Here is a 17,649-nt window from a genome sequence, read left to right on the forward strand (position 1 = left end):
GCTACTTGGCTCAAGAAGAATAGCTTAATCTAAAGACGTGATAACGATCTGAAACAGCCAAAGATCTAATCAGTCATCACGAAGAAAACATATCGACGACGTCTTTTTCAATTGAGGTGACCATATAGTAGTAAAAATGAAGCTCCCTTATCGTGCGATATGTCAGAATCTTATGACTGAGCACGAAAATCGCGGTTCAGATAAGACTCTGTTTTAAAACTAAGTTAAGATTACTTTATTATTTGCGAACTAAAAGGCGCCTTCGATGGATGCAGAACTTCTCGAGATTTACAACTTTCTCGCCAAGTATCCCCCGTTCAATGAACTCCCTGAAGAAACACTAAACAAGGTGACAGAGAGTGTCGAAATCTCGTACTACCGAGAAGATACCCCCATCATCCATTTTGGAGACTATATCCAAGATTTATACGTGGTGCGAAGCGGTGTTGTTGAAGTTTATCGACGCAAAGGTGAGCTGTATAACCGCCTTGACGAGGGTGACCTATTTGGCCAGATGGGCATGCTCACCAATAACAAAGTCCGCTTTCCGGTAAAAGCCATTGAGGATACCCTGCTCTACTGTATTCCTGGTGACATTTTCCAAGAAATTTACGATAACTTTGATTCCTTTGCGGATTTTGTTGAAGTTGAAAATAGCGCTCGTTTACGCCAAGCCATTTCAGAAAACAAAGACGCCAATGACCTGACGACGTCGAAAGTGAAAACCTTGCTAACTGGCGATGCTCATACGATTGATCGTGGTCAGACAATCCAGCAAGCCGCGCAGCAAATGGCGAATGACAACGTATCGGCTTTACTTATCGTCGACCCAGATTTCGTTCGTGACGAAGACGATCCACAGTCCCCAGTACTTGGTATCATTACTGACCGCGACTTGTGTACCCGTGTGTTAGCTGAAGGTTTGTCCCCACAGGACGATGTGTCCAGTGTGATGACCACGGAGGTCATGTCACTTGACCACAACGCTTACATCTATGAAGCAATGTTAACGATGCTGCGTTACAACGTACATCACCTACCAGTGGTAAAAAACCAATTACCAATCGGTATTATCGAAACAACCGACATTGTTCGTTATGAATCTCAGAATTCGTTGTTGTTGGTGAGTAGTATTTTCCAACAACAGACTATCGAAGATTTAGCCGTTGTTGCCGAAGAAGTGAAAAGCAGCTTCGTGCGTTTGGTCAATGAAGATGCCAACTCTCACATGGTGGGTAGCGCGATGTCGGTCATTGGCCGAAGCTTCAAACAGCGTCTGCTAGAAATGGCAGAAGAAGAGCTTGGCCCACCGCCAATTCCTTATTGTTTCCTTGCACTTGGCTCAATGGGGCGAGATGAGCAACTGTTGGTAACTGACCAAGATAACGCCATCATTCTAGATGAGACCTATCAAGAAGAGAAACATAGTAAATACTTCGAAGCCCTAGCAAAATACGTCAGCGATGGTTTAGATGCCTGTGGCTACAAATATTGCACAGGCGATATTATGGCAACCAACCCACTATGGCGCATGACTCGTTCAGAGTGGGAAGAGTGTTTTGCTGACTGGATTGATAACCCGAACCCGAAAGCACTACTCAACGCCTCCATCTTTTTCGACTTGGATGGCGTCTATGGCCGCTTAAAATGGGCAGAACAGTTAACTAGCTTTATTGTTCGTCGCGCTCGAAAGAACAACCGCTTCTTAGCGTGTTTGGCTCGTAACGCACTAAACAGAACACCACCTCTAGGCTTTTTTAAAGACTTCGTGATGGAAAAAGATGGCAGACACAACAACTCCATCAACCTCAAACGTCGCGGTACTGCTCCTCTGGTCGACTTAATTCGCGTTCACTCTCTGGCGGTTGGTTCACGTGCACAGAACTCGTTTGAGCGTCTTGACGACATTATTGATGCTGGCATTTTGCCAAAAGGTCGAGCACAAGACTTAAAAGACGCGTTAGAGTTTATTTCCATGGTGCGTATTCGTCACCAAGCGACGGATGTGGAACTAGGCATTGATCCTGATAACAATATCGAACCGGAAAACCTCTCTGAGTTTGAACGTCGCAACCTAAAGGATGCATTCCAGATCCTAAGCAATGGTCAAAATTTCCTTAAGTTCCGCTACCAAGCGAACAAGAGCTTTAAGTGAGGTTTAGCATGATTAAAAAGCTCTTTCAGAAGCCAACCATTCAGTGGCCAACGAAGTTTGAACAAAAGCTGGAGATGGCGAAGGATGAGAATTTAATTGCGTTTTATAGCAACAAGCCGCCTGCTCCAGAAACACCGTTATCTGAGGTGGAGTTCGTGGCGTTAGATTTCGAAACGACGGGTTTGAATCCTGAAAAACATGACATCATTACTATTGGTTTAGTGCCGTTTAACCTGAAGCGAATTTTCCTACGTAACTCGCGTCATTGGAAGGTACGTCCACAGCGTGCACTCGATGAAGACTCAGTCATTATACACGGTATTACTCACAGCGAATTGATCGATGCGCCTGACTTAGGCGATATCTTAAGCGAGCTGCTACCATGCTTAAGCGGGAAAATCATTGTTGTTCATTACCGTCGTATCGAGAGAGAGTTTCTGGATAAAGCGCTCAAAAGCCGTTTAGGGGAAGGTATTGAGTTTCCTGTTTTAGATACGCTGCACCTTGAAGAAACGATTCAACAGAAACGTTCAGGCTCTCTCTGGGAGCGTTTAAAAGGGAAAAAACCAGAATCGGTTCGGCTAGCGCAATCTCGACGCCGTTATGGGCTGCCAGACTATACGCCTCACCATGCATTAACCGATGCAATTGCTACCGCAGAGCTACTGCAAGCGCAAATCGCCCATCATTACAGTGAAGAGCAACCCATCAGTGAGTTCTGGCTGTAATATACTTCACGCTTAATAGCGATCAGAAAAGGAGCCAGATGGCTCCTTTTTACTTAGCTTGAGACAAGATTACAGCTTAAAGCGTTGAATCTCTTGTTCAAGTTCGTGTGATAGCTCAGACAGGTGAGCAGCTTGTTCTGCTGCTTGATGAGCTTCGACTGACAACTCGTTAGACACGTCACGAATACCTTCAGTGTTACGAGTGATCTCAGTGGTTACCGATGCTTGCTCTTCTGCTGCTGAAGCAATCTGCGTTGCCATATCACTGATACGCTCAACAGCAGTGTGGATTTGCGTCAAGCTCGCTGCAGCCGCATTGGCATCATCAACACTGGTATCAGCTAGACGACGACTGTCACCCATAATACCGACCGCTTTGGCCGTTGTGCCTTGTAGCATCTCGATAGTTTCTTGAATCTCTTGCGTTGAAGCATGAGTACGTTGGCTCAATACGCGGACTTCATCTGCAACCACAGCAAAACCACGGCCTTGCTCACCTGCACGTGCCGCTTCGATCGCCGCGTTAAGTGCAAGTAGGTTCGTTTGCTCTGCAATGCCTTGAATCGTTGATAGAATCGTATTGATGCTATTTCCGTGTGCTTCTAGCTCTTGAATCACATCAGTAGCAACTTGAACTTCTTGCGCTAAGTTCTGAATAGAGCCTTGCGTTTGAGTTACTTGGCTTGAACCGTGTGAACAAGCTTGAACCGCTTCTTCTGAGTTACTTGCCGTGCTATCAGCATTACCTGCAATTTCTTGTGTCGCTGCTGCCATTTCGTTCACGGCCGTCGCCACCATGTTGATTTCATCTTGCTGGTAAGAGATACGCTGACTACGCTCCTCAGCTTGCTGTGCTGTCGTGCGTGCTTGCTCTGAAAGCGCAGAAGATACGTGGCTAAGCTTAGTAACCATTGTGTGCATGTTGCCAACAAAACGGTTGAAGTTTTCCGCCAGTTTACCTACTTCATCATCACTGCGTGGTTCTAGGCGTTGCGTTAAGTCACCTTCACCAGATGCAATTTCTTCCAGTGCATTTGATACGCGGTTCAAGTCACGGAACAAGAAACCAACTAGCCAAGAAACTGCAAGAATAACCACAATCGTGATCGCCACAGCAGTAAACAATAGATCTCGTAGCAATACCGCATGACCTGCTTCTTCTGTTGCGCGATCCATTTCAATCGCAAACATCCAATGCGTACCAGGAACTTTATTGAAGTAGTAAAGCTTCTCTTTTCCTTTGATTACCGTATCTTCGATACGACCTTCATCGGCGGCGCGCTCAATTGCCTCTTCTGAAAAATCTTTTAGAACACTGGTGATAGGCTTAAGCGTCAAGCTTTTATCTGGATGCGCTAAGAAGGTGCCTTCATTCATGTCGATTAGCATCGCATGCGCGTTTTCACCTGCATCTAAGTTAATCACATCGCTGATAAGCTGATCGATCAGTACGTCCGCACCAACAACACCAACAAACTGACCATTTTTCATTACTGGCTCAGCAATGGTCACAAGTAGTGCATTCGTGATTGCGTCTTGATATGCGGCTGTGATGATTTGCTTACCCGCGGCATCAGCATCCTTGTACCAAGGACGTGTGCGAGGGTCATAATCAGCACGGTTACGCTCCGGATGAGAGCGGTACATATCACCGTTTGGTGTACCAAGGAAGATGTCATCGAAGCCACCAGCCTTGCGAGCTTGTTGTAGGAAAGGAACAACGTCTTGCTCGGTCGAGTAGTCGTTGAACGCAGTGGCAATATCTTTACGGATATTGACCCAATCAGAAATTCCCTCTGACGCAGTAGTACTAAGACTTTGCGCACGTGAATAGACACCTGAACGAGTCTGATCAAATAATTGACCAGCCGACAACCAAGTAAGTGCTGTTGCCATCACAACAACAGCAGAAAGGCTTGCGCCTATAAGCTTTTGTTTTAATGATAATTTCATATTTATAGTTTTTTGAGTTGGGAGAACAGTTAAGGTGCATGAATATTACACACTTTTTTACGACTATTCACTAATTTTTAAAAAACAAAATAGCACATTAACTCTTTGTAAAATATGAACTTTCATGTGTCATTTTTTTGTCTCGAGCGTCATAAAAACCGCACAAAAAAAGCCAGCAAATTGCTGGCCTTTTGATTGATTGTTAGTCAAACGGTTTTATAAAATGCCGAATTACTGACGCTCAGTTCGCATACCCATCAATAAGCTCACACACATTGCAAGCAGAATGAAGGTAAATGGCAGTGCTGTAGAAATGGCACCAGCCTGAAGAGCTTGAACCGCCTCGGAGCCACCAATCCATAGCAGAGCAACCGCAATTGCACCTTCCATGAATGCCCAGAAGACACGTTGAAGTACAGGTGCATCGACTTTACCACCTGCCGTGATACTGTCGATAACAAGTGAACCAGAGTCAGAAGACGTAATGAAGAACACAAGTACCAACACAACAGCGATGATAGAAAGCATGCTACCAAATGGAAGAACATCAAACATTTGGAACATAGCAAGTGATACGTCAGTCAAGCCATTTGTGCCCAGCTCACCTACTTTATCAACAACTTGCTCGATCGCCAGGCCACCAAATACAGACATCCAAACAACGGTAACCGCAGTTGGAACCAGTAGAACTGCTGTGATGAACTCGCGAACGGTACGACCACGAGAAACACGCGCGATGAACATGCCTACGAATGGCGACCATGAAATCCACCAAGCCCAGTAGAACACTGTCCAGCCTTGGAACCAAGCTTCGTCCGTACGACCAAACGGGTTACTTAGTGGGATGATATTCTCTACATATGCCATAAGTGTGGTTGGAATCGAACCTAGGCTCGCCGCCCAACCGATAAGACCAACAAGGAGAAGTAGCAAGAACGCCACAACCATGTTGATGTTACTAATGACTTTAACACCACCATCGATGCCGCGTACGACTGAAACAACAGCAAGTAAAGTCACCACGGTAATAACGACGATTTGCAGACCTAGGCCTGGCTCAACACCAAATACGTGATGAATCCCACTTGCTGCTTGCTGCGCACCTAGACCTAGGGATGTAGCAAGACCAAATAAAGTCGCAAGCACAGCCAGAATGTCCACAATGTGGCCAGCCCAACCCCATGCACGATCACCCAGAAGTGGGTAGAAGATCGAACGCATAGATAGCGGTAAACCTTTGTTGTAGGCAAAGAATGCTAAAGAAAGTGCTACAACACCGTAAATTGCCCATGGGTGAAGGCCCCAGTGGAACATCGTTGCACCCAGTGCCAATCTCGCGGCTTCTGGTGTATTTGCCTCAACACCAAGTGGCGTTTCATACCAACCGGTGAAGTAAGCGACAGGTTCTGCAACACTCCAGAACATTAAACCGATACCCATACCAGCTGCAAATAGCATTGCAAGCCATGACATAAACGAGTAATCGGCAACAGCGTCTTTACCACCTAGTCGAATCTTACCCATTGGTGAGACGATAAGCGCCAAACAGAAAATAACGAAAATGTTACCTGCAATAATGAACAACCAATCGAATGAACCAATAATTTTCCACTTCAGCCCATCAAGTGCCGTCTTTGCGGTATGTGCATCTAGAACTAATGCAGCGACAAGAAACAGCGCAATTAAACCTGCACTAATACCAAAAACTGGGTTATGAACATCAAAACCCCATTTTTGAACGTTGTCCTGACCTACCGTATAGTCGGTACTATCGATACTGTACTTATCTATACCCTTTGTCATCGTTCCTCTCTATTTTTGTAGTGTTTTTACGTACCAAACAAAAAAATCTTTCGAACACGATACGTTTTGCATTCCGTGAAGGCGCAAGATCCTATCATTTGACACGTTTTTGTCTATCTTTTTGCTATTAAAAAATCCAATAACTTACTTTTCACTGTGTGGTTACGGCCTTTGATAGAACAAATCACTACTACAATAGTTAGACCACAAACATTTATTGCTATAATAATTTTAGCTCTTCTTATTTTGTCGAAAAGGCGCGACAAAATGGTATTGAGGACACGGCGTAAAATTGTAGGGGTAATTTTTGATTTCCCCCCTTTAAATAAGGGCGCATTTAAGTTAGTGTCGCCTCGATAAATGTTCCCTACAGACTGGATGAATAAATTGGAAAAGTACGAAGAAGTATTGGTCTCGATTCGTCAGATCATCCGCGCTATTGATTTACATTCTAAAAAGCTGAGCAAAGAGTCTGGATTGACTGCTCCACAGTTGATTTTGATGCGCGCTATCAATGACTTAGATAACGTGACGATTAAACAGTTGTCTAGCCACACTAACATGAGCCAAGCGACCGCAACGACCATTCTAGATAGACTAGAACGAGGCCAGTTTGTTGAGCGTCAGCGCAGTGTTCAAGACAAGCGTAAAGTGCATGCTGTACTTACGAGCAAGGGCCAAGAAGCCTTAAAACAAGCACCAACGCCGCTGCAAGAGCACTTCATTAATCGATTCCAAAAATTGGAAGAATGGGAGCAATCCCTTCTACTATCTTCCGTTCAACGCATCTCGACGATGATGAATGCAGAGGACATCGATGTTGCTCCAATGCTAGAGCTTGGTAGCATTACCAAAGCCGATTAGTTTCGCTCCCACGTGCTCGCTTTTTGCGGGCACTACTCTCCTACTCAGTCAAGCCAGTTTCAAACGCATATTTTGCTAACTCTGCCGTCGAATGTAAGTCCAACTTGTGCTTAATGTTATGGCGATGCGTCTCTACCGTTCGATAACTAATATTGAGTAAAGTGGCGATTTTTTTGCTGCTGTTTCCTTGAGCAACTAATTTAAGTACCGCTTCTTCCCTGCGGCTGAGAGGATTCGTTTTTTGCGTGGCAGGCACCACTTCTTGGGTAAAGAGTGTTTGTGTGACGGATTCACAGAAATACGTCGAGCCTTGGTTCACCGTTTTTATTGCTTGCACCATTTTCTCGGCCGAGATTTCCTTGAGCATATATCCTACGGCACCAGCTTGCATGACCTTCATGATGTACTCGCGATTATCGTGCATGGTCAACATAAGTATTTTGCTCTCTGGGCGCGCTTCTTTAATTACACCAGTCGCTTCAATACCGTTCATTATAGGCATGCTGATATCCATCAATATGACATCCGGTTGCAAGTGCTTTGCGACCTCTATCGCTTCCAAACCATTACTTGCTGTACCCACCACTTCGATGTCAGGCTCTAACTCCAAACGAGCCATGAAGCCATCCAACACCACTTGATGATCATCGACAATCACTACACTAATCGGTTTATCCATAAACTATTTCATCCAAATTAAGCAGCACGGTAATCTCTGTTCCCAAGCCAAGCTCACTCATTAGCTCAAATTCACCACCGATGAACTCTACACGCTCTTGCATATTCCTTAACCCAATCCCTTGTTGGTGCACTGCTTGGTTAACCACAAACCCAACGCCATCATCACGTATGAGTAATTGCAGCATATTGCCCATTTTTTGCAAAGTAACCGTTACTTTTTTCGCTCGCGCATGTTTTTCAATGTTATTCAAAGACTCCTGAGCGACGCGATATAGCGTCGTTGCGACTTCCGAAGTCAGTTTGTGCTGCTGAGTATCGAAATTGCTCTCGATATCAATCCCGGAATGGGAATGAAAATCCTGTAGCAAGGTCGTCAGTGCTGCTTCTAAACCGATATCATCGAGGGCGCTTGGACGGAGCTGATGAGAAATATGCCGCACCTCATTTATCGCGGTGACGAGCGATCGTTGTGATTTATCTAAGTGGGATTTGAGTTTTTCGTCTTCCAGTCTATGACTCATTAAGTCTAAATGACATTTACTGGAGACTAACAACTGATTGATTCCATCATGCAGTTCTCGCGCTAAATGCTTTTTCTCATCTTCTTGGAACATCACGGTTTTATGTGCCAATTCTTTCAGGTTCTTATCAGCGAGGCGATGCTCGTGCAGATTGATCGCCAAAGTGAGAACAATGATTACAGCAACGGTCACCGCTAAGATCACGACGACTGAGAAAAATGTCGTTTCGATATTTTTGTTCACTGCCGCGCGCATATTGGCGACTTCTCGGCTGACATCCTCAATATACAGCCCAGTCCCTATCATCCATTCCCACTTATCGAGCCATGCAGCGTAACTAAGCTTAGGGACGACTTCACCCGTAGATGGCTTTTGCCACAGGTACTGATGAAATCCGCCACCGGATTGCGCTTGATACAATAAAGCTTCGATTAAGCGATCGCCATTTTCGTCTTCAAGATAGAGTAAGTTTTCCCCGACAAGCTCTGGAAGAACTGGGTGTACAAGGTTGGTACCATATTTATCATAAGCAAAAAAATAGCCGTCAGACCCATAACTCAAACGATTTAAAATCGCTTTCACACGCGTTTTGGCAACACTCTCTTCTAATGTCGGATCGTTGTAGATGTAAGAAATGGAGTCAAAAGCGACTTCGACCGTATCTTTCAGCGCCGCTTCTTTTGATTGGATCAGGTTTTGATGAAAGATCTCTACCTCCCTTTTGCCAAGGGTCTTGGTTTGATAGATAGAGATCCAGCTGATACTCGCTGACACCAATACCACGGGTATCAGTGTCAGCAGAATTAACTTTGCTTTGAGAGGCATCCCTTCCCTCCATGAAACGCTGCCTTTACAGCTTACTATCTTAGCAGTACAAACCAATCGATTGTGTCTGCATAGACATAATTAACAGCTTAACAACTTGTCTCAAAAGGTAAAAACTCTCAGTTCACAAAATCTCTTTATTATCGAGTGATTAACTCATACCGTAAAAACCTGGGAAAAACAGCAAAGACGCCAACACAACAATCTGAATCGCGATGAATGGCATCACACCTTTGTAGATATCACGCGTAGTAACCCCTGCTGGAGCGACACCTTTTAGATAAAACAAACTAAAGCCAAATGGCGGTGTGAGGAACGACGTCTGCAAGTTCATCGCAATAAGAATCGCAAACCACGTCATATTAATGCCCATCAATTCAGCGACTGGCGCAATAATTGGCACGATGATAAAACAGATTTCAACGAAATCGATAAAGAAACCTAAAATCAGAATCACCACCATGGTAATAATAAGGAATCCCCACTTTTCACCCGGCAGTTCTAACATCCACTCTTCAACTAAATAATCACCACCAGTGTAGGTAAATGCCATTGAGAAGGCGGTCGCACCAAGTAAGATCGCAAAGACCATTGCGGTTACTTTAACTGTCTCTTTTGATGCATCATAAATCATCGACCAACTAAACTGCTTATACAATAGCGATAAAATAATCGCACCTGCACCACCCAGTGCCGCTGACTCTGTTGGTGTTGCAATCCCTGCAAAGATGGAGCCCAATACCACGATGATCAATGCTAAAGGTGGCAATACAGCTTTCAGTGCGGTGAGCACTTCTTGTTTACGACTGATCGACTCATCACGCTCTATCGCCTGTGCGGCTTGAGGGTTCAACTTCGCGTAGATGAGAATATAGATCACATAGGCGCCAACAAGTGTAATACCGGGCCAGATCGCAGCTTGAAATAGGTCCCCTACCGGTACGCCAAGTACATCACCCAACAAGATCAACACGATAGAAGGTGGGATAATTTGGCCCAACGTGCCAGACGCACAAATAGTCCCACACGCTAAACCTTTGTCGTAATTGTACTTGAGCATCACAGGAAGAGATATTAAGCCCATCGCAACAACTGATGCGCCTACCACACCCGTTGAAGCTGCAAGCAATGCGCCAACTAACACGGTAGAAATAGCGATACCACCGCGAACGCCACCGAACAAACGCCCCATTGATTCTAGTAGCTGTTCAGCAAGCTTCGTTTTCTGTAGCACTAGCCCCATAAAAACGAACAGCGGTACGGCCATTAGCACCGTATTTTCCATAATGGACTGAATTCGATATGGCATAAAAGCAAACATCTCGATGCCTTCAGCCCAAACACCAAAAATCAGCGCGATACCACCAAAAGTAAAGGCAACGGGAAATCCCAATAGAAGCGCAAAGAGCGCAACAAAAAACATCACTATACCGATCATAATGACTTCCTTTTACGACTTACCGTTATTACCGGCATAGATGAGATGAGGGTTGACAATTTTGTTGATTGAATGAAGTAACAATCCAATACCACTCACCGCCATAAAGAAAAATGACAGCGGAATCATCGCTTTAATAATCCAACGATATGGTAAGCCACCTGGGTCACCAGACGTCTCGCCTAACGCGTAACTCTCCTTGGCGAAATCAATACCAAACCAAGCGACCAGTAGGCAAAAAGGGAATAAGAAAAATAGTGTGCCTATGATGTCGATGATGGATTGTGCTTTGTAAGATAAGCGTTCATAAAAAATGTCGACGCGGACATGGCCACCGGACTTAATTGCGTAAGGCACACCAAGCAAGAACACGGCAGAGAATAGATGCCATTCCATTTCTTGGAATGCGATAGACACATCATTAAACACGTAACGCATGACAACGTCGTACACAACGTTTGCTAACAACAAAATAAACAGGATGCTGGATAACCATCCGAGAAAATCGCTAAAGCGGTTAAATAATCGCTCAATATAAATAAGACTTCTCATTCCGAACTCCGTGGAACGTTTAGATGCGCTCCGCTATGGTGCGGAGCATTCATTATGAAGTTTTCTTGGGCTTCGATAGCAGGCTAAACCTCTCGGCATCGCCTGCTTCATAACGTTATTGTTGAGCTTGACTGTTTAAGTACGCTCGGTGCGAAATATCTGACCATGGTCGAACTTGATTCATATAGTTCGCTTGCGACTCTTGAATCTCTTTCGCCAAAGCATCTTTTTCTGCATGTTCTTTCAACAAACGATCGTTTGCTTCTCGCAACGCAGCTACTACTTCAGGTGGGAAATCTTTTACTTCAACATTTGGGTATTCAGACTTAATAGATGCCCAGTTTTTGCCGCTTTCGTGTTTCGATTGCGTGTACATATCGTAAGCGGCCGTTTTCATGGCTACTTGCAAAATCGCTTTTAGATCATCAGGTAGACGGTTCCAGGTGCGCTTGTTAACGAGGAACTGAAGCTCAGTCGCTGGCTCATGCCAACCTGTGTAGTAGTAAGGCGCGATTTTGTGGAAGCCCATACGTAGATCCAGCGATGGACCAACCCATTCCAAGGCATCAATTGTGCGACGCTCTAGAGAAGTATATAGCTCACCAGGGGCGATATTCGTTGGCTTGGCACCTAACTCAGCCAAAATCTCACCAGCAAACCCTGGGATACGCATTTTCAAACCCTGTAAGTCCTCGACGGACTTGATCTCTTTTTGGAACCACCCGCCCATCTGAGTATCGGTATTACCGCCAGGGAAAGACATCAAGTTATGTGGAGAGTACACTTTTTCCATCAGCTCCATACCACCGCCGTAGTAAAACCATGCATACTGCTCAGTTGGCAACATACCGAAGGGCATAGAAGTGAAGTAAAGTGTGTTTGGAACCTTACCCTTCCAGTAATAAGACGCTGAGTGACCCATGTCATACTGACCCGACTTAACCATATCAAACACCCCAAAAGGCGCTTTATGCTTGTTTGCGGAATCAATGCGGATTTGCAAACGTCCGTTGGACATCTCTTCCGCCATTTTGGCCATGTTTTTTGTGGTATCACCAAAAATTGGGAAATTAGGCCCCCAAGTTTCAGCAAGCTTTAAACGATAGACTTTTTCAGCAGCGTTTACAGAAGTCGCTGCGAGTGCCATCGCGGCAGCGACAGCGGTTGTTTTGAGCACTCGTTTTAAAGATTTTTGGATTAGACTCATCGTTCACGTCCTTTATCACCAAGGTTATTGTTGTCATCCATTTCATTAGGATTGGCTGTATTCGGTATAAAAGATGTAACAATGTTGTCTAATGCGAAATGGGCATGAACACGGAAGCGAGTAATTCATCAATAAGGCATTAGCCTAAGGTATTACGTACAAGTACGTAGGATAATCGTCATGACAAAAGACTGTTAATAGCAAAATCAGTAAATTATATTTTTATCTATGAATGAAAATAAAAGACAATACGTACGTATTTTTCTGCCAAAAAATTTACATAGTATTTAAGAAAATGTGACAAACCACTTATTGGTAGTGTTAAAGTCAGTACTTAATGCATTATTTCCAATACCAAGATAAAAAAATACCTCGGCATCGGCCGAGGTATTCAATCTAGAACGGTAGCGGTAATTAAACTGCTTTGTAGATAACTTTGTTACCTGCTAACTGCTCTTTTTGAACTAGGTTTTCTTCAAGAAGCTTCTTTAGTGCGCCAGTAGCCCATGATGCCGCTTTAGTATCTTCTTGACCTGCAGCTAGACCGATGCCTTTAGGGTTAATACCTTCAGCATTCGCCATAACGATGTCTAATACTTGTTGTTGCTTAGGAGTAAGGGCAACATCAACTGTTTTCACTGCAGCTACTTTTTTATCAGCTACTACTTTCTCCGCAACAGCTTTTTCAGCAACAGAAGGTGCTACTGCTTTTTCCGCAACAGGCTTCACTGCTTTAGGTGCTGCAGCTAAGTTTGCTACTGTCGCTTTAATGCGTTTTTGCAGTTTCATCTGCACTTTACGCTTATGAGCAAGTCTCATTGAATATTTCTCCAGTTCACTGCATCTCAGCAGGGATGAAAATTTGAAGCGCGTTTTATACCAAAATTCACAAGCAATTTGTAGGTTTTAGCGGCGAAACGCGATGAAAAATGCGCTCAAAGCATAGAACGTCTACTATTTAATCAGATATTTTATGAACGGATTTATTGAATACTGGGTATAAAAACAGAGGTTTGTTTTATTTTGAATGCAAATCAATGCACATAAAGCTACCCACTTATTTTTGGACAAGTATTCGATGAGGTTATAAGCATGGAAACGCTGCACCTAACAAATTCACATTTCAAACCCGACTCCCCTATCAACAGAATACTTTTGTTGCTCGTTGCACTCATCACTTTGTTTTTGGTTGCCATTTCTCCGGGATGGAAGCAAGCCATGTTGTCGGTCATTTTGATGTCTGCAATCGTTGGTTTCGCCATCTTGATGATTAAGAAAAGCCAAGTCACTTTTACGCTGACAGCTTCTCACTTTCAGCAACACCTTTTTAAAGGAGGTTGGGTCGTCCGATGGCGAAATATTGAGTCAATCGGTATTTGTAGCTACCAACAGGAAGGGTGGCACCAACCGCTACCTTGGATCGGTATTCGTCTAAAACACTACTCACCCTACTTAAATTCAATCTGCCCTCGTATAGCGACAGAAATTCTCCTCAGCCAGCGAGCACTGCTTTACTTAGGCGCGAAACAAAATCAGTGTGAAGATAAGTTTGAGGATATGGTGCTTGACCCTAAACCGTATATAAACAGAGATGGGATTGAGTACAAAGGTTTGTTAGCGATGCTCGCCAACCGGATGAAGTATCAGAGAGGTTTCTACGGCTACGATCTATTTATATCAGCAAGTGATCTAGATCGTGAGGCTGAGGATTTTGTGGGACTGACTCGGCGATACTTAGCTGCCGCCGAGCCAGAATAATGCTTAGTACACGCACTTTTAGTAAAGCGGCATCTCGTCAGCAACGAACGGGTTAGTTTTACGCTCATGACCGAAAGTCGATTGAGGGCCGTGACCAGGGACAAACGTGACATCATTGCCTAAAGGCCACAATTTCTCTTTGATAGAGCTAATCAACATATTGAAATCACCTTGTGGGAAGTCAGTTCGACCAATGCTACCGTTAAACAAAACGTCACCCACAAACGCTAAACGCGCTTCTTCACTGTAAAGCACAACGTGACCAGGTGTATGACCAGGTGTGTGGAATACGTTCAGCACTTGATTACCGAAAGTGACAGTGTCACCCTCATTTAGCCATTGGTGCGGTTCAAACGCTTCTGTCAGCGGGAAACCAAACATTTGGCTCTGACCTTCCAAACCTTGCAACCAGAAGTTATCTGCCTTGTGAGGACCAACAATCTCTGTACCGCCAAGCAGTGCAGACAGCGGCTCCGTGCCACCTACGTGGTCCAAGTGACCGTGTGTTAGCACTAGGTTTACCACGTCAACACCCAACTCTTTGATAAGCATAGCGAGCTGCTTTTCATCGCCGCCTGGGTCAACCACAATGCCTTTCATGGTTTCGTCACACCAGACAATAGAACAGTTTTGAGAGAAAGATGTTACTGGAACAACTTGGTATTTCAGAGCCATAGATAACCTATACCGAATAAATTTGCGTGAAAACTGCCGCAACTATGACACTAAGGCCTAGCGACTTCAAGCTTTGAACTGTGGGTAATCGACGACGTTCTGAGACTAGAAACCTTGTCTCAACTGGCACTACCAGGAACGAACAGCACCCGTATCGATATGAACAAAGTTACTGCCTGGATAATAACCCACGCCACCGGCTTTTAGGCTTAATGCAGCATCACGAACCGTTGAAAGCTTCACGCCGTCTAAACGGAAATCAATGGCCTTTCCTTCCATGTGCATGCTCTTTTTCGCTACACGAGAAGACCCGTTGCGCAGCGAGGCGTTAGTGGCAGGAGAACGGTAACCTGAAATGACGATCACCTCTGCTTCTGTACCAATTAACTTTTGAATTTGACTTATTTGATCGAACAAGCGTCTATCCATGGGATGAACCTCATTTCGTCGATGGTCTCGACAAAACTCATTCAGCCTTTGAAGTTCATCATTAATGTATCGTTTTCCATCGAAATAGCATGTTTCGAGGATCTCTCCAGTATTAAGATTGTTCATCGCCAGCGCACGTGGCTCGTCAGGGAGTGAAGCCCAAGAAAATGATGGCAGGGCAGACGCCAACACCACACCACCAGCGGTCATTTTAAGGAAATCTCGGCGGGAAAAGTTACGACTTACCATTTCAAAATACAGTGCTCAACAACTAGACAAGTCGTGGACATTAACCAAACACATTTGTCACGTCAAATGCATAAAACGCTCCATCTTGATTTTCAGATGCAGCAATTATTGCTTAATTATTGAACGAAAAGAGAATTCTTCGTTTTGTAAATTTTCCTTAAAGATTTCAACTGCGGTGATCGTACTTATAGATATCATCACGGTAGTAAAGCGTTCCCTCTTCCAACCATGCTGTTTGATAAATGATGTGTACTTGAATGCGCTCTCCCAAAGGAACTGACGTGTTAGACCGACGAGAACTTTCTCGCTTTTTCGCTAAACGTTCTTCCAACCCCTGAGTTTTGAACAGAAGTTCTGCTAACTGGTCTGCATGTTCTACACGAACACATCCTGAGCTGAATGCGCGTCTGTCCTGTTCAAACAAGTTCTTACTTGGCGTGTCATGCAAATAAATAGCTTGTGGGTTAGGCATATTGAACTTGTACAATCCCAGTGCATTTTGTAAGCCTGACGCCTGTCGCATACGATAAGGAAATGTTCTCGGATTCACCGTTGCCCAATTGATGGTTGTAGGGTCAATAATTTCGTTCGAAGTCCAAGACCGAATGATTTGAATGTTATGGTTAATCAAATACATCGGATTACGTTTTACTTTAGGAATAATGTCTTTAACCATGATAGTCCAAGGCACGTTCCAAGTTGGGTTGAGAATGACTGAATCCAGTGCTACCGACATGATGGGCGTTTTTCTTGATGCTCTCCCTACCACAACTTTAGACTCAAACAAGGGTTGACCGTCATGCCAATACGTGACTTCGTATCCAGGCACGTTAACAAAGACAACATTATCCCTTTCTTTCGACCAAATTCTTGAACGCTCAGAATTCAACGCCAGCAGATGCAATCGCTCTTGAGGAGAAAAGTTGATCCATCGAATGGTATTCGGGCCGATAACGCCATCTTCTTTCAAACCATGAATACGCTGGAACTCTTTTATCGCAAGCTCTAATTGTTCGTCATATTCTTCAGTGACTAAATCCAAGTAAGAAACATCTACGCCTACGATCTCCATTCGCTCAATCAATAGGGGTCTGTTTTCTAATATATCGCCAACACGTGCTAGCCCAGTTTGTTGATAGGCAGGATATTGGTACTGAGAATGTTCCGATAGCGAAGAATAGGCGGAGTAGAAAGCATCATCTGTTTGTAATGGAGACCGGAGACTTGCCAAAAACTGACCAAGTTTGCCAACCGTAATCTCATTACTCAGAACCGATAAAGTATCGATGCTAGGAGCGGGTAACGTAACATGGGCTTTGTCTGTAAATAGCCAATTAATCCCTTCTTCGGGGAGTTGCTCAAGATAACTAAGGTACATCAAGAGTGAATCTGTCATCACTAAATCGAAGTCGAGATTATCTCCCTGCCACCTTACTTGGTTTATCCGGTGAAGTTGATTTTCGAATTCATCGGTGACATCCGCAAGTGCAACCAGGTTTACTTGAAAAAGAAACTGCTCAATATCACTTTCATTTTCCCAGTTCAAACGGTAATTGGTGCTTTGATACAGTTGATCAATCACCTCTGGATAATGGATCATTTTTTCTACAGACAGCTTTTGTACCGCTCCCTCTTGCTCGACTTGCGCTGAAGCTTCGAGAGAAACGACGGTGGAAAAGCTGCAAAACGGCACCAGAAGTGCCGTCATGATTAAAAACCTAGCAAACACTGAAATGATCCTTGCGCTACTTGCCATAATAAAAAGTATGGCAAATATCTCACAGCTTGCAGGTTTAAAATTAAGAATCTGA

The 17,649-nt window shown here is 44.2% G+C and carries 15 protein-coding genes; 4 read left to right on the forward strand and 11 right to left on the reverse strand.

Annotated features, from left to right (window positions below):
• The first annotated feature begins 265 nt into the window (after positions 1-265).
• On the forward strand, positions 266-2,155 hold the full coding sequence (locus R7P36_RS14935) for a DUF294 nucleotidyltransferase-like domain-containing protein (protein ID WP_104979487.1): 1,890 nt from the start codon (positions 266-268) through the stop codon (positions 2,153-2,155).
• 8 nt (positions 2,156-2,163) lie between these two features.
• A complete protein-coding gene (locus tag R7P36_RS14940) occupies positions 2,164-2,883 on the forward strand; it encodes a 3'-5' exonuclease (protein ID WP_005376881.1) in 720 nt (239 codons plus the stop codon).
• A 69-nt stretch (positions 2,884-2,952) separates the two neighbouring features.
• Here the strand turns inward: R7P36_RS14940 and R7P36_RS14945 are convergent, their stop codons facing one another.
• The gene (locus R7P36_RS14945) at positions 2,953-4,836 is read right to left on the reverse strand and encodes a methyl-accepting chemotaxis protein (protein ID WP_005376880.1); all 1,884 of its coding nucleotides are present in this window, start codon (positions 4,834-4,836) and stop codon (positions 2,953-2,955) included.
• A gap of 231 nt (positions 4,837-5,067) precedes the next feature.
• Positions 5,068-6,639: a BCCT family transporter gene (locus R7P36_RS14950; RefSeq protein WP_005376879.1), complete on the reverse strand. Its 1,572-nt coding sequence runs from the start codon at positions 6,637-6,639 to the stop codon at positions 5,068-5,070.
• A 387-nt stretch (positions 6,640-7,026) separates the two neighbouring features.
• Between R7P36_RS14950 and R7P36_RS14955 the strand changes: the two genes are divergently transcribed.
• Complete coding sequence (locus R7P36_RS14955) at positions 7,027-7,503, forward strand: MarR family winged helix-turn-helix transcriptional regulator (RefSeq protein ID WP_005376877.1); 477 nt, start codon at positions 7,027-7,029, stop codon at positions 7,501-7,503.
• Between the two features lie 40 nt (positions 7,504-7,543).
• On the opposite strand, the gene R7P36_RS14960 is transcribed toward R7P36_RS14955, so the two are convergent.
• The 6 genes from R7P36_RS14960 to R7P36_RS14985 form a co-directional block, all read right to left on the reverse strand.
• Positions 7,544-8,182 carry a response regulator gene (locus tag R7P36_RS14960; RefSeq protein WP_005376875.1) on the reverse strand — a complete coding sequence of 213 codons (639 nt, stop codon included), beginning with the start codon at positions 8,180-8,182 and terminating at the stop codon, positions 7,544-7,546.
• On the reverse strand, positions 8,175-9,530 hold the full coding sequence (locus tag R7P36_RS14965; RefSeq protein ID WP_318122214.1) for a cache domain-containing protein: 1,356 nt from the start codon (positions 9,528-9,530) through the stop codon (positions 8,175-8,177). Before R7P36_RS14965 ends, R7P36_RS14960 begins: the two co-directional genes overlap by 8 nt.
• Before the next feature lie 151 nt (positions 9,531-9,681).
• Positions 9,682-10,968, reverse strand: a complete 1,287-nt coding sequence (locus R7P36_RS14970) for a TRAP transporter large permease (protein WP_005376871.1) — start codon at positions 10,966-10,968, stop codon at positions 9,682-9,684.
• A gap of 12 nt (positions 10,969-10,980) precedes the next feature.
• Positions 10,981-11,520: a TRAP transporter small permease subunit gene (locus R7P36_RS14975; protein WP_005376869.1), complete on the reverse strand. Its 540-nt coding sequence runs from the start codon at positions 11,518-11,520 to the stop codon at positions 10,981-10,983.
• A gap of 115 nt (positions 11,521-11,635) precedes the next feature.
• Positions 11,636-12,727 (reverse strand): TRAP transporter substrate-binding protein, encoded by a 1,092-nt coding sequence (locus R7P36_RS14980; protein ID WP_017636112.1) that lies wholly within the window; start codon positions 12,725-12,727, stop codon positions 11,636-11,638.
• A gap of 414 nt (positions 12,728-13,141) precedes the next feature.
• Complete coding sequence (locus R7P36_RS14985; protein ID WP_005376863.1) at positions 13,142-13,546, reverse strand: hypothetical protein; 405 nt, start codon at positions 13,544-13,546, stop codon at positions 13,142-13,144.
• Positions 13,547-13,819: 273 nt separating this feature from the next.
• On the opposite strand from R7P36_RS14985, the gene R7P36_RS14990 reads away from it, so the two are divergent.
• Positions 13,820-14,485, forward strand: coding sequence for a DUF2982 domain-containing protein (locus tag R7P36_RS14990; RefSeq protein WP_005376857.1), 666 nt, complete (start codon positions 13,820-13,822; stop codon positions 14,483-14,485).
• Between the two features lie 18 nt (positions 14,486-14,503).
• Here R7P36_RS14990 and R7P36_RS14995 read toward each other — a convergent pair whose 3' ends face one another.
• From R7P36_RS14995 to R7P36_RS15005, 3 genes are all read right to left on the reverse strand, one after another.
• A complete protein-coding gene (locus tag R7P36_RS14995; protein WP_318122215.1) occupies positions 14,504-15,160 on the reverse strand; it encodes an MBL fold metallo-hydrolase in 657 nt (218 codons plus the stop codon).
• Between the two features lie 129 nt (positions 15,161-15,289).
• Positions 15,290-15,838 carry a DUF882 domain-containing protein gene (locus tag R7P36_RS15000; protein ID WP_031778936.1) on the reverse strand — a complete coding sequence of 183 codons (549 nt, stop codon included), beginning with the start codon at positions 15,836-15,838 and terminating at the stop codon, positions 15,290-15,292.
• Between the two features lie 166 nt (positions 15,839-16,004).
• Positions 16,005-17,546, reverse strand: coding sequence for a L,D-transpeptidase family protein (locus tag R7P36_RS15005; RefSeq protein WP_005376852.1), 1,542 nt, complete (start codon positions 17,544-17,546; stop codon positions 16,005-16,007).
• Positions 17,547-17,649: the final 103 nt, after the last annotated feature.

The sequence above is a fragment of the Vibrio sp. 397 genome, from assembly GCF_033339395.1.
Classification (GTDB): domain Bacteria; phylum Pseudomonadota; class Gammaproteobacteria; order Enterobacterales; family Vibrionaceae; genus Vibrio; species Vibrio alginolyticus.